This is a genomic window from Niabella beijingensis (assembly GCF_020034665.1).
Taxonomy (GTDB): domain Bacteria; phylum Bacteroidota; class Bacteroidia; order Chitinophagales; family Chitinophagaceae; genus Niabella; species Niabella beijingensis.
Genome location: NZ_JAIQDI010000001.1, coordinates 1,693,264 through 1,707,798, shown reverse-complemented (window position 1 = coordinate 1,707,798; position 14,535 = coordinate 1,693,264). Strand labels below are relative to the sequence as shown.

General features: G+C 48.0%; 10 protein-coding genes. 8 read left to right on the top strand and 2 right to left on the bottom strand.

Translation table 11 applies throughout. The annotated features are described in order from the left end of the window. Position 1 precedes the first annotated feature (1 nt). The 8 genes from purH (at position 2) to K7B07_RS07125 (ending at position 10,560) form a co-directional block, all read left to right on the top strand. Positions 2–1,540, top strand: coding sequence for a bifunctional phosphoribosylaminoimidazolecarboxamide formyltransferase/IMP cyclohydrolase (purH, locus tag K7B07_RS07160; RefSeq protein ID WP_223708557.1), 1,539 nt, complete (start codon positions 2–4; stop codon positions 1,538–1,540). A 168-nt stretch (positions 1,541–1,708) separates the two neighbouring features. Then, a complete protein-coding gene (locus tag K7B07_RS07155) occupies positions 1,709–2,266 on the top strand; it encodes a TetR/AcrR family transcriptional regulator (RefSeq protein WP_223708555.1) in 558 nt (185 codons plus the stop codon). Further along, positions 2,263–3,507 (top strand): beta-ketoacyl-ACP synthase II, encoded by a 1,245-nt coding sequence (fabF, locus tag K7B07_RS07150; RefSeq protein ID WP_223708553.1) that lies wholly within the window; start codon positions 2,263–2,265, stop codon positions 3,505–3,507. Before K7B07_RS07155 ends, fabF begins: the two co-directional genes overlap by 4 nt. 161 nt (positions 3,508–3,668) lie before the next feature. After that, positions 3,669–3,983: an HPF/RaiA family ribosome-associated protein gene (locus tag K7B07_RS07145; RefSeq protein WP_223708551.1), complete on the top strand. Its 315-nt coding sequence runs from the start codon at positions 3,669–3,671 to the stop codon at positions 3,981–3,983. Positions 3,984–4,241: 258 nt separating this feature from the next. Beyond that, the gene (locus tag K7B07_RS07140; RefSeq protein ID WP_223708549.1) at positions 4,242–5,216 is read left to right on the top strand and encodes a ribonucleotide-diphosphate reductase subunit beta; all 975 of its coding nucleotides are present in this window, start codon (positions 4,242–4,244) and stop codon (positions 5,214–5,216) included. A gap of 52 nt (positions 5,217–5,268) precedes the next feature. After that, the gene (locus tag K7B07_RS07135) at positions 5,269–6,927 is read left to right on the top strand and encodes a ribonucleoside-diphosphate reductase subunit alpha (RefSeq protein WP_223711350.1); all 1,659 of its coding nucleotides are present in this window, start codon (positions 5,269–5,271) and stop codon (positions 6,925–6,927) included. A gap of 159 nt (positions 6,928–7,086) precedes the next feature. Then, complete coding sequence (locus K7B07_RS07130; protein ID WP_223708547.1) at positions 7,087–10,041, top strand: VIT domain-containing protein; 2,955 nt, start codon at positions 7,087–7,089, stop codon at positions 10,039–10,041. Between the two features lie 117 nt (positions 10,042–10,158). Further along, positions 10,159–10,560, top strand: a complete 402-nt coding sequence (locus tag K7B07_RS07125; protein WP_223708545.1) for a hypothetical protein — start codon at positions 10,159–10,161, stop codon at positions 10,558–10,560. Positions 10,561–10,576: 16 nt separating this feature from the next. Here K7B07_RS07125 and K7B07_RS07120 read toward each other — a convergent pair whose 3' ends face one another. Then, on the bottom strand, positions 10,577–11,890 hold the full coding sequence (locus K7B07_RS07120; protein WP_223708544.1) for a polysaccharide deacetylase family protein: 1,314 nt from the start codon (positions 11,888–11,890) through the stop codon (positions 10,577–10,579). Positions 11,891–13,018: 1,128 nt separating this feature from the next. Continuing rightward, positions 13,019–14,404, bottom strand: coding sequence for a LutB/LldF family L-lactate oxidation iron-sulfur protein (locus tag K7B07_RS07115; protein WP_223708543.1), 1,386 nt, complete (start codon positions 14,402–14,404; stop codon positions 13,019–13,021). Positions 14,405–14,535: the final 131 nt, after the last annotated feature.

Below are 14,535 nucleotides of genomic sequence, written 5' to 3'. Positions count from 1 at the left end.
TATGAACAAAAAGATACAATCTGCACTGATTTCCGTTTTTTATAAGGATGGTCTGGAGCCCGTCGTAAAAGAATTATCCCGCCTGGGAATTACGATCTATTCAACCGGGGGGACCCAGAAATTTATTGAAGACCTCGGCATACAAGTGGTTCCTGTAGAGCAGCTGACTACCTATCCTTCCATTTTGGGCGGACGTGTGAAAACCCTGCACCCTTCTGTGTTCGGGGGAATCCTGGGCAGGAGAGACCTGGAATCCGATAGAGCGGAAATGGCAGAGTATAAGATCCCGGAGATCGACCTGGTGATCGTGGACCTGTATCCTTTTGAAGAGACCCTGGCACAGACCAGCGAAGAAAAACTGATCATCGAAAAAATTGATATCGGGGGTCCTTCCATGATCCGTGCAGCTGCAAAGAACTTTAAAGATGTGGTGGTAGTAGCCGCCAAAAAAGATTATACAGGTCTGGAAGAACTGCTGAAAACCCAGAACGGGGAAACCACGATCGAGCAGCGCAAATCCTTTGCTGCAAAGGCTTTTGAGATCGTAGCACATTATGATGTGGCCATTGCTGCTTATTTTAACGGAAACAGCGGCGAATATTTTCTTCAATCCGTTAACAGTCCTAAGGCCATGCGTTATGGCGAAAACCCGCATCAGTCCGGAACATTTTATGGCAATCTGGAAGAACTGTTCAACCAGCTCAATGGTAAGGAACTTTCCTATAACAACCTCGTGGATGTGGATGCTGCGGTTCAGCTGATCAACGAATTTCCGCAGGGCGGCGAAGTAGTGTTTGCCATTATCAAGCATACCAATGTTTGCGGTGTGGCAGCGCGTGCTGCAATAAGCGAAGCCTGGAAGGATGCCCTGGCGGGAGATCCGGAAAGTGCCTTTGGCGGCGTGCTGGTAACCAATGGAACCGTGGATGAAGCCACTGCTAATGCCATCAACGAGATCTTCTTTGAAGTACTGATAGCACCTGCTTTTGACGAAGCAGCACTGAACATCTTAAAATCCAAAAAGAACCGCATACTGCTGCAACTCAAATCTCATCCCGATAGATATCGGGACTTAAATCCCAGATCTCAGACAAAATCCATTCTCAACGGTGTTCTCATCCAGGAACAGGATAAGGGAAATTATACGGAATGGAAAGAAGCCGGAGGCCGTGAAACCACAGCAGCAGAAAAAGCCGACCTGGAATTTGCCAATATCATTGGCAAGCATCTAAAATCGAATGCCATTGCGCTGGTAAGAAACAAACAGCTGGTGGGTAAAGGTGCGGGACAGACGAGCCGCATCGATGCGCTGCGCCATGCCATCGAAAAAGCAAAGCAGTTCGGTTTTGATCTGAAAGGTGCCGTGCTGGCCAGCGACGCTTTCTTCCCGTTCAATGATTGTGTGCAGATCGGTCATCAGGCAGGTATTGAAGCCTTTATTCAGCCGGGTGGTTCCATCCGAGATAAGGACTCCGTTGAGTACACGCAGCAGAATAACCTGGCCATGGTGATCACCGGCATGCGGCATTTCAAGCACTGATACTGCGGGAGAACGTTACTCTCGCAGGTACTGCCTTCCCGATACTCTAACTTTTATCTGGATGATCTTTTCCGGGACCTTAAAGAAGCCGGGAGGGAGAGCTGTTGTAGTTTGTGCACGACAAAAAATTTGTCTACCTACTAATAGGTAGATATCTTTGACTGCTGAATGAGTACCCGGTCTGAAATATTACGCATTGGCGATGCCCTTTTAAGGGCGCGGGGTTACAATGCTTTTAGCTTTACCGATATTTCGAGATCATTGAACATCAGGAATGCCTCCATTCATTATCATTTTCCTACAAAAACCGTATTGGGCCTGGCGATCATTGCGGAGTACGGGGAACGGTTGGACCGGCTCCGGGAAAAACTGAAAGACCGACCGGTGATGGAAAAGCTGGAAGCTTTTTTTAATGTGTATATTGCTGCCCGGGAGGAAGATAAGATCTGCCTGGTGGGTTCCCTGGCCACTGATTTTTATACAGTAGAACCGGAAATGCAGCAAGCGCTTGACCGGCTGGTACAGCAGATACTGCACTGGCTGATAGGAATACTGGAGGAAGGAAAGGAGGATGGCGTATTTTTTTTCGAGGTTCCCGTGCGGACAAAAGCACTGCTGATCACTACCAACATGATAGCTGCTTTGCAACTGACCCGGATTACGGGAACGCAGGATTTCAGAGCAATAAAACAGACATTAGTAAACGATTTAACAATAAAAAAATGAAACGTGTAGTAGTAACCGGATTGGGTGCCTTGACCCCCATCGGCAACAACGTAAATGACTTTTGGCAATCACTGGTAAAAGGGGTTAGCGGGGCAGCACCTATTACCAGGTTTGATGTTTCAAAGTTCAAGACCCGGTTTGCCTGCGAGCTGAAAAATTTTGACCCGCTTCAATATATCGAAAAAGCCGAGGCTCGGCGATACGACCTGTACACCCAGTATGCATTGATCAGTGTGGCCGAAGCCGTGCAAAATGCCGGTATCACCTTTGAAGAACTGAACCGCGACCGCATCGGTGTGATCTGGGGATCCGGCAACGGCGGTATCCAGACCTTTCAGCAACAGGTAATGGAATTTGCACAGGGCGATGGTACGCCGCGGTTCAATCCGTTCTTTATCCCCAAGATGATCGTGGACATTGCTTCGGGCATCATCTCGATCAAATACGGGCTGAGGGGGATCAATTTTACTACAGTTTCCGCCTGTGCTACGTCAAATACGGCGATCATCGACGCATTTAATTATATCAAATGGGGAAAAGCCGATATGATCATCACCGGCGGGTCAGAAGCAGCCATCAATGAAACAGGAGTGGGCGGCTTTAATGCCGCCAAGGCACTTTCCACCAACAATGAGGAGGCCGCTACCGCCTCCCGGCCGTTTGATGTAACACGTGATGGGTTTGTAATGGGAGAAGGTGCTGGCGCGATCATTCTCGAAGAGTTGGAATGTGCCAAACGGCGGGGTGCGCCGATCATTGCAGAGATCGTAGGTGGGGGTATGGCAGGGGATGCCTATCATCTTACCGGAACCCATCCGGATGGTGATGGTGCCCGCCTGGGAATGCTGGCCGCCCTTGAAGACGCCGGCATCGGGCCGGAAGCGATCGATTACCTAAATACGCATGCGACCTCTACCCAACAGGGCGATCTGAGCGAGCTGAAAGCTGCGGAGCGGGTATTTGGCACGGGTACAGCGCTCAATATCAGTGCTACAAAATCAATGACGGGGCACCTGCTCGGAGCGGCAGGGGCGGTAGAGGCCATTGCCTGTATCAAAGCGGTGGAGCTGAATATCGTACCGCCTACCATCAACTCCAAAACAATAGAGCCGGCATATAAAGATGCGTTCAACCTTACCCTGCATGAAGCGCAGCAAAAACAGGTCCGTTATGCTATGAGCAATACCTTCGGGTTTGGGGGGCATATCGCTACTTCTGTTTTTAAGAAATATGAAGCTTAATAAGGGCTGAGAATTGGGAGGCAAGAATGGAGATTGGAGAACCGGGAATCGGGTACCGGATTCTGTCCCTGAATCTGCGGTCTCAAATCTCATTTCTCAATGCGCTGTCATCAACTTTTTACGTCCGGAATTGTAGTACTTATAGATCAAATCATCACGCTATGGAAATACGTTTGAACACAGATAACAACTTTACGGCATCAGAAGCTTTTGTTGTAAAAGTGAACGAAGAATTAACGAAAAAATTACATCGGTTTAGCGAATATATAACGACTGCTGAAGTGTTTTTTGGAGACGAGAACAGCGGTAAAAGCGGTACCCATGATAAACGCTGTACCATAGAAGTACGTCCCCGTAATATGCATGCCGAAGCGGTGACGCATTTTGCAGACACGGTTGATCATGCCTTTAACGGCGCAGTGGATAAGATAAGAAATTTGCTGGACAGTCGTATCGGGAAACTTCAAAGCAGGTGACAAAATATTTCCACAACCTGTGTATAACAAGTTTACCCCATCTCAATTTTATATAATTAATTTGTAGTCGGCTTTTTTGGTAAATCATCCCAGGCAGGTATTACCAGTAAAAGCCTCCCCTGTATCATTATGCGATGCTTTCGTGCGGAAAGCAGCGTGCCTATTCCGGTAGGAAATAATCTTATTTCCAAGGGATAGCGTCGTCTCTGTACTCTGCACTGAACGGACCGATTTTTAAAGAAAAACAATATTTTATATATGGCCTTATTCGATAAACGTGTAAACTACAAACCCTTTGAGTACCCGGAGGTACTGAAGTTCACAGAAGCGATCAACAAATCATTTTGGGTACATTCGGAAGTGGATTTTACTGCTGACGTGCAGGACTTTCACAGTCACCTGAATACAGCGCAGCGGAACGCCATAAAGAACAGCCTGCTGGCGATCGCCCAGATCGAGGTGGCAGTAAAATCGTTCTGGGGCAACCTGTACAACCACATGCCCAAGCCGGAACTGAATGGGCTGGGCAGTACTTTTGCCGAATGCGAGTTCCGCCACTCTGAAGCCTATTCAAGATTGCTGGAAGTATTGGGTTACAATGATGAGTTTTCCAAACTGGTAGAAGAACCCGTGATAGCAGAACGCATCAAATACCTTTCTGAAGCATTGAGGGACGCAAAATCTTCAGATCCCAAGGAATATACGCTATCACTGATCCTGTTCTCCATATTGATCGAGAACGTTTCCCTGTTCAGCCAGTTTGCTATTATTCTTTCCTTTACGCGTTTCCGCGGATTGATGAAGAATGTAAGCAATATTATTGCCTGGACCTCGGTGGACGAGCAGATCCATGCCAATGCCGGTGTGTACCTGATCAATAAAATCAGGGAGGAATACCCGGAGTTGATCGATGAGGCTATGGAATACCGTATCATGGCCCTGGTAAGGGATTCTATAGAAGTAGAAGGACGCATTATCGACTGGATTTTTTCCGAAGGAGAGATCGATACGATCAATAAAACGAACCTGCTCAATTTTATGAAGTTCCGGGTGGACGAGAGTTTTGAAAAACTGGGCTTTCCCAAGCAATTTAACGTAACACTGGAAGAGTACCGCCCGATGCAGTGGTTTGAAGAAGAGGTCTTTGCCAACAGCCTGGATGATTTCTTTGCAAAACGGCCGGTGGAATACACCAAGCACGACAAGAGCATTACCTACAACGATCTTTTTTAACAGTAGGTAATAGCAATAATTGAAGACAACCTAAAATAAACAACCTCAAACAATAAATTATTATATGGAAAGGCTTTGGTGGAAAAACGAAGAAAGTGAGCAAATCTTAAACAGGGGCTATCTATTATATGGAGAAACTGTGGAAACCGCGATTGATCGTGTATGTACGGCGGCTGCCCAGCGGTTGTATAAACCGGAATTAAAGGAGGCGTTTAAGGAAATGGTGGAGAACGGCTGGATGAGTTTCAGTTCCCCCATCTGGGCCAATATGGGTACGGAGCGGGGATTGCCTATTTCCTGTTTTAACGTGCACATGCCGGATAATATAGAGGGCATTACCCATAAACTGGGCGAGGTGATCATGCAGACCAAGATCGGCGGAGGAACTTCTGCCTATTTCGGATCCCTGCGCGGACGGGGCAGCGCGGTTACGGATAACGGAAAAAGCAGTGGTGCGGTGAGTTTTATGCGGTTGTTTGATACGGCAATGGACACCATCTCACAGGGGGGCGTGCGCCGCGGGGCTTTTGCTGCTTACCTGGACATTGACCATCCGGATATTTCAGAATTTTTGAATATTAAAGATATCGGTCACCCCATTCAGAACCTGTTCTATGCCGTTTGCGTACCGGATTACTGGATGCAGGAAATGATCGACGGTGATATTGCAAAAAGGGAAATATGGGCACGGGTACTGGAAAGCCGCCAGCAGAAAGGACTGCCGTATATCTTCTATACGGATAATGTGAACAAGAACAAACCCCAGGTCTACAAGGATCTTAATCTTACAGTTAACGGCAGCAACCTGTGCTCGGAGATCATGCTGCCTTCCACGGAAGATGAATCGTTTATCTGCTGTCTTTCCTCGCTCAACCTGGAACTGTATGATGAGTGGAAAGATACTGATGCCATCAAGCTGGCCGTATTTTTCCTGGATGCGGTGTTGCAGGAATTTATCGCAAAAACAGAAGGCAACCACTACCTGGCCAATGCCAACCGCTTTGCCAAGCGGCACCGGGCGCTGGGACTGGGGGTGCTGGGCTGGCATTCTTACCTGCAACGCAATATGATCGCGTTCGAAAGTATGAAGGCCAAACAACTGACCCATTCTATTTTTACTGAACTGCACGAAAAAACAGAAAAGGCAACCATGGAGCTGGCCCGTATTTACGGCGAACCGGAATTGCTGAAAGGATACGGTCGCCGCAATACCACTGTAATGGCCATTGCGCCTACCACTTCTTCGTCGGCCATCCTGGGGCAGTCATCTCCCGGTATCGAGCCTTTTGTAAGTAATTATTACAAAGCTGGGTTGTCAAAAGGAAATTTCATCCGCAAGAATAAATACCTCAAGGCATTACTGGAAGAAAAAGGGATGGACACGGAAGATGTATGGCGCAGTATTATGCTGAACCATGGCAGTGTACAGCATCTGGAAGGACTGACCACACATGAAAAAGATGTGTTCAAGACCTTCCGCGAGATCAGTCAGCTGGAGATCATTCAGCAGGCTTCCATCCGGCAGAAATTTGTAGACCAGGGACAGAGTCTGAACCTGAACATTCCTCCGGGTCTGCCTGTAAAAGAAGTAAATAAATTGCTGATCGAAGCCTGGAAACTGGGTGTAAAGACCCTGTACTATCAGCGCAGCCAAAGTGTTTCCAAGGAGCTGGTGAACACCCTTACCGTGTGCAGCAGCTGCGAATCGTAACAGATCGCTTCACCTGCAGAATTTTTAAAATAAGATCAAATTTTTTTTGATCTTATTTTTTTATACGGACAATTGTTCTGCCTGCACCGGAAAAATAAAATTACGGGTCATTATGTAATATCCCTGTTTCTGCATCTTATACCCAAAAGAGCCAATAAGATGAACAGTAAACGGATCCGCCAGCTTGTATTAACACCCCTTGCATTATTTGTAGCCGTTCTTACCCGGGCACAGATCCCGGTAATGGAGATCCAGGAGAACGGGAAATACCACCCCGATCAAACAGTAATACTGCAGCAGCTTTCAGCCGATATAAAGATCGTTGGAAACATTGCCACTACAACGATGCGTATGAGTTTTTACAACCGTTCCGCCCGGTTGAAAGAAGGCCGGCTGACCTTTCCCCTCCCTGAAGGGGTAAGTGTAAGCGGCTTTGCACTGGACATCAACGGTGTACTGCGGAAGGCCGTACCCGTGGAGAAAGAGAAGGCTACAGCAGTTTTTGAAAGCATCGAACGACGGCAGGTGGATCCCGGAATCCTGGAAAAAACTGAAGGCAATAATTTCAGGACCCGTATATATCCGCTCAACCCGAATGGAGCACGGACCATTGAGATCACTTACAATCAGGAGCTGCGCAACAGCAATGGTCAGCTGGTTTATCATCTTCCGCTGGCAAATAAAGAGATCGGCTCCTTTTCCCTGTCGGCCAGCGTATATGAAACGGTTGATGTACCACAGCTTGCTGAAAAGCCCGATGGCAGTTTTGTTTTTGAGAAAAAAGGAAATGTGTGGAAGGCTTCCGTCAATAAATCAAACTTCACCCCCACCCAATCTTTAAAAATAGCATTCCCCCAACAGGCAGATGCGCCCAAAACCCTTGTGAAAAAAAAGGATGCCGGTTCCTGGTATTTTTTAACCAATGTACATATAACACCTCCGGCGCCTGTAGCCAGACCGCTGCAGCAGGTTACCATTTTATGGGATAATTCGCTGAGTGGATTAAAACGCGATCATCAGAAAGAAAAAGCGTTTTTAGAAAAATTGTTTGCAACCAAAAGCAATATAAATGTTACACTGTATGCCGTTGCTACCACCACCAAAAAAGTGGGTGATTACACCGTATCCAATGGCGCCATCGGAGCATTGTTGAAAGCTGTGGATGAAATGACTTACGATGGCGCCACGGATTACAGCACCATTCCTGCATCCCTGGCCGGAGGTGGGGACATACTGTTCTTTACGGACGGCCTTTCCAACTTCGGGGAATGGAGCCGTCTGCCGGCAAGGCCGGTGTATACCGTAGTAGCCACACCGGTGGCCAACTACAGCAAACTGCAATATTACAGTAACAGTACCGGAGGACAGCTGATCAATCTCAACCAGACAGAAGGCGATGCAGCCGCGACGCAGGTGCTCAATAAGCCTTACCGCTTTTTAGGTGTAAAATATTTATATGATGTTACCAGCGTCAACCCAGCAACAGCAGTGGTTTCCGGCGGAGACCTGATGATCACGGGTATCGCCCGTAAATTGCCGGTGACCATCACCCTGCAATTCGGTTATGGCAACAAGGTGGAAAAAGAAATCCCTGTTACACTGGATGCCCGGCAAACCGCCGGCGACTGGACCATTGAAACTTTTTGGGCGCAACAGCAACTGGCACAACTCGAACCATTTTACGATCAGAACAAAGACGCCATTTCCCGTTTGGGAAAAGAGTTTGGCATTGTTACTGCCAATACCAGTCTGATTGTCCTGGAAAGTGTGGAAGACTATGTAAAGTATAAAATAACACCGCCCGCCGAATTGTTACAGGAGTATAAGGCGCTGGTAAAATCGAGAAAAGAAGCGCAGGACGCGGCCTGGGGCGATTATCGGGAAGCAGCCCGCGAACGTATGAAGGAGTTGAAGGAATGGTGGAATACCAGTTATCCTGTAAAAAGATCAATAAAGAAATTTACCCCACCCCGGCCGGTGCCGGATACCCAGGTGATGTATGAAACCACTGTCGCACCAGCCGCAACTGCTGATGGGCGCGCCCGGGTAGTTTCCGGAGAGGAACTGAAGGAGGTGCCTGCTGCCAATACATCCGGGTTTCTTCAGGGAAGAGTGGCGGGGATAAGTGCTGATGCCAAACTGGAAGAAGTAGTTGTAGCCGGCTATAGCGCTCCGAAAGGAAAGGTACGGACCATTGACATTAAAAGTGATGCGGCCTACCTGAAGCAAATGGATGCAGCTGCAACTATTGATGCGGCCTATAAGGTCTACCTGCGGCTGCGGGAGACCTATCAGACAACACCTTCTTTTTATTTTGATATGGCCAACTGGTTCTACGATAAGAAGGCAGCCGTGCTGGCAGTAAGCATCGTAAGCAACCTGGTGGAGCTGGAGCTGGAAGATGCGGAGTTGTATAAAACAGTAGCCTACCTGCTGAAAAAATACGGAGAATATGATAAGGAGCTGATCATTACAAAGAAGGTATTGGACTGGCGTCCGATGGATCCGCAGAGCTACCGCGACTATGCGCTGGCCTTGCAGGACAACGGGAAATACCAGCAGGCCCTGGATACCCTGTATGCGGCATTGACGCAAACCTATACAGAAGAGTCCATGAACCGCGACAACGGTATTGAAGAAGTGCTGCTGATGGAACTTAATAATATTGCCAGCCGTTATGGCGCACGCGTAAGCACTTCAAAGATCGATAAAGCCTTGTTATATGACTTACCGGTGGATATACGCGTGGTGCTGAACTGGAACATGGACAATATGGACATTGACCTGCACGTTACCGATCCAAGAAACGAAGAATGTTATTATGGCAGCAAAGAGACCAGTCTGGGGGGACGGATCAGCGATGATTTTACAGATGGCTTTGGCCCGGAACAATTCCTGCTGAAAAAAGCGGTTAAAGGAAAGTACCAGATCAAAACCAATTTTTTCGGGGAACGCCGGGTTACTGTTGCAGGACCGCCCACCTTGATGGCAGAAGTGTTCCTGCGGTATGCCTCCGGCAAGGAAGAGCGGAAGATCGTTGTGTTCCAGGATGCAAGGGGCAGCCAGGCCAGCAGTTCAAACGGCCAGACCCTGATAGCAGAGTTTGAGTTTTAAGGTTTAGATAAGGTTTAAAGAAGGGAGTATCAGTCTTGTTACTCCCTTTTGCATTGAAAAAAGACGGTGTCCGTTGCGTTTTGGTGCCGATCTACGTTTTTTAAAAAAAGGTCTGATATGAAAATAACGATGGTGCTTTTATTGACGATAGTGGCGCTGGGCGCCTGTGAAAGGAGGTCCGTACCTGCAGACAGGATGTGCACTGAGGAGTACCGGTTCCTTAATGTGAAACTCCGGTCGGTATCCGGTGAAACGGTAAAGCTGGACACGTTTTACACCCGTATTGTTGGCAGTAATGTTACTTTTCATGCGAACAATACGATACCGGATGCCGGTAATGGCTATTATGCAGTAGTAACGGATGGTCAACTGCAACTTTTACCGGAACAGAAGAATACGGAGCTCCGGTTCATTGGTATCAAAAATGACAAAACCATCGTAAACGAGCCTTATATGGTTAAAAACAATGGTTGTCATATTGAAAAAATTTCCGGTAAAACCGAAGTAGTGGTACAATAGAAGAAGGGATAAGCTTTTATTTGATAGTGCTGTTGTCGCGCTCTTTTAAAAAGGTCTCATACATATTTTTCCATCCCTTAAAAACGCCTTCCTCCGTAAAGGAAGAGTTATGCCAGATCATGCTGAAAAAGCCGTTCACTTTTTTAACTTCATTGTAAAGCTGCCGCAGTTCTGCCAGTCCTGTTTCCGGGTCATCCTTTTTATAAAAAACAGAAGTGCCTTCCATAAAACAGAAAGGAAAGATCAAAAGATCCGTGGCAGCTTCTGCATCAAGATCATACCAGCAAAAGGGCGACGCCACAGAAGCGCGGAAGCCGTTATCATCGGCGTAGCCCAAGGAAAAATCAAAAAGGATGCCTGTCTTCAGCAGGTTGCGGTAGGTTTCGGGGAAGGAAAGCCTTAAAAAATGTTGCCGTGAGGCATTGATAGCCGTGCCCGTAGCAGCAGCAAGCAGCTCCTTTTCTCGTTTTAAAATGGCAGGAGTTGTATTGCTCTGCCAGGAAGGATGCAGGCCAACAGGATAACGGATCGCCTGATCGGCAATCAATGCTTTCATTGCTTTGTTATGTGGCGAAATATTTTTATCGCAGCTGTTGCGCTGTTCCGCGACCAGGAAAAAATAATAGGGTTTTAGCTGGTATTGTTGATGCAGTTGGTTCAGCCAGGCATACTCATCAAAGGGATCCTTTTCTTTTCCGGTTAATACCTTAAAACGTTTGCGGACAGCTGATAGCTGAAGGCTGACCGCTTCTTTGATAAAATTGATCCCATTTCTCCAAATGCCCTTGTGCCGGTAGCTCCAGGCCATATCGATATCATAGGTGGGAATGAACTGGAAGACGGTTTCGCGGAACTGTTCGCCCGGGAATAAGGCGGTGAGTTGTTCTTTTAACAGCCGGGTCCAGTGATTGATCAGCGGGGTTTTTAAAAAGCCGTTTTTTTGAGCCAGGGATTGTGCTGCTGCAAACCGCCCGTACCGGTCCTTTTCAAAAGGCAGGTATTCTTCATAACGGCTCAGCAAATAAAAAGCCGCGGCAAACAGATCAAAGCCCAATGCCCCGCCGGTTTGAAAGAAGACGGGCTGGCCGTTCAGCTGCGTAACATTGACCGGCTGCTGCTGAATGCCCGTCTGTGACAGCAATCCATGAGGTAGCATGTGCAGGCAGCGTGTATCCATTGTGTCTGTGGAATAATTGATCTTGGCACCCTGTTCCAGCAGAAACATTTCCGGATCATCCGTAAGCTGCCATTCTGTTGTGCCCGTTTCCGTTGAAAAGAACCGGGTGATGTACCGCAACCGCGGGGTGATATGTACACAGTATACCAACATATTTGCCCCTCAAAAATAAGGTGAATATTGGCATTTGCAGACAATGTCTGCTTATAGGCCTGCGGCTACTGATCTTTCAGGCGCTCTATCGCAGCTGATGGGCCGATGGGCCGAGCCGACGGCTCTCATCGGCTCCTTCACATCCAGCGACGAACTGAAGTTCATCGCTGGAATATAAACGAGGCGCTGCCTCTTTTTTTGGCTCCGTTCTGAGAAAATGACTTTAGGATACTTTGAAGAGACAGCAGCTGGTACGGCCCTATTTGGGGGTGCGATGTCATTCGCCTGTTGTTGATCCTCGCAAACTAATTGATGGACTGAGCCGATGGCTCTCCCTGGTCCTTTCACATCCTGCGGCGAACTGAAGTTCATCGCTGAAATATAAATGAGGCGCTGCCTCTTTTTTTGGCTCCGTTCTGAGAAAATGACTTTAGGATACTTTGAAGAGACAGCAGCTGGTACGGCCCTATTTGGGGGTGCGATGTCATTCGCCTGTTGTTGATCCTTGCAAACTAATTGATGGACCGAGCCGATGACTCTCCCTGGTCCTTTCACACCTTGCGACGAACTGAAGTTCATCGCTGAAATATAAACGAGGCGCTGCCTCTTTTTTTGGCTCCGTTCTGAGAAAATGACTTTAGGATACTTTGAAGAGACAGCAGCCGGTACGGCCCTATTTGGGGGTGCGATGTCATTCGCCTGTTGTTGATCCTTGCAAACTAATTGATGGACCGAGCCGATGACTCTCCCTGGTCCTTTCACATCTTGCGACGAACTGAAGCTTATCGTAAGAGAATAAACGAAGCGCTGCTTCAGGTTCTCTGGTTTTCAATCTGTTTATAAAGGCGCCTACTTCTTACTGTTGACAAACAAGGACCGTAGGTCCGGCCCGGTTTTAAAAACCCGGAATTTATTCCGGAACGAAAACTGGCAACATAAGCAGGAGTGCCGTAAGCACGGTTCATATAAGGCCGCTTACGGCTTCCGTTATCCCTGTTCCGGAAGCCGATATTGCTGAAGCCAGCACTGCAGCACAAGTGTGCGACGCAAGGAAGCTGCCACCTGCACCAGGCCGGGACAAAACCTATGAGGATTTTGAACTACAGGGAAACGAATTTGGGTGTTCTATCAGGCTTTTCCCTGTTTCTTCCGTTCTTCCCATTGTTCGTTGAATGATTTTTTGGGGAATTGAAGCTTGCTGTGGTTTTTGGTCCAGGCTCCGGCCACCATATTGATGAAGGTGCTTTTGAAATTACCATTCACCATATTGACCATACTGCGTTTGAGCATGGCTGTCTTCCACATTTTCCACGAAAATTTTTCTACCAGCGGTGCATAGCCTTCTTCAACCGCTTCATAGCGGTTTTCCAGCAACAGCTCGTGCAGGTTGATCTTTACAGCACATACTTCTGTGCAGTTACCGCAAAGGGAAGAGGCATGACTAAGGTGCTTCCATTCCTTCATCTCTTTCAGTTGCGGAGTGATCACCGAGCCGATGGGGCCGCTATAAGTAGTGTTATAAGTGTGTCCACCGATATTTTTATAAACCGGACAGGCATTGAGACAGGCACCGCAGCGGATGCAATACAGCGCCTCACGCGCTTTTTCGTTCGCCAGCATTTTACTGCGGCCATTATCCAGCAGGATCACATACATTTCCTCGGGGCCATCCGCTTCATTTTCCTGCCGGGGACCGGTTACAATGGTGCTGTAGGAGGTGATACGCTGACCGGTACCAAAACTGCTGAGCAGCGGCCAGAAAAGGGCCAGGTCCGTCATCGATGGGATTACTTTTTCAATACCCGCTACAACGATATGTGTTTTAGGCATGGAGCAGCTAAGCCGGGCATTGCCTTCATTTTCGGTAATGGCGATACCGCCGATGTCTGCAATGATAAAATTGGCGCCGGTAACACCCACCTCAGCTTCTGCATATTTGCGGCGTAATTTTTCGCGGGCGGTAAGGGTCAGCTGCTCGGCACTGTCGTTGGGATCGGTGCCCAGTTTTTCTGCAAAGAGCTCGGCGATCTGCCCGCGGCTTTTATGCATGGCAGGTGTTACGATATGGTAGGGCGGCTCGCCGGCAAGCTGCTGGATGTACTCCCCCAGGTCGGTTTCCACACTTTCAATATTATGTTTGGCGAGGTGGTCGTTCAGGTGCAGTTCTTCGGTCACCATACTTTTGCTTTTTACCAGCGTTCTGCAATTCTTTTGCCGGCAGATCTCGAGGATCACTTCATTGGCTTGTTTGGCATCTTCACACCAGATCACTTTGGCCCCCCGTTTTGTGATATTGGCTTCAAAATTTTCAAGGGTCTGGTCCAGCACTTCGATCGCCTTCCATTTTAAATTCTTGGCCCGTTCCCGCGCCAGGTTAAGGTCGGCAAACTGTGCCTGTCCGCCCGGCACGGCCGCATTGTACCGGGAAATATTGAAATTGATCACGTTCCGGTGCTCGCGGTCGTAGGCTTTTTCCTTGCTTTTCTTTTGAAACTGGGATGATGTATGCGACATGAAGCAAATTTAGCCAAATGCCACGAATGCACGGATGGGGAAACGTTAATTTGTGTTGCGGGATATAAGAATTGAGGTCTGGTTACCGGAATGCGATTTGAGACGTGCGATCCGGGCGCTATGTGTTTGTG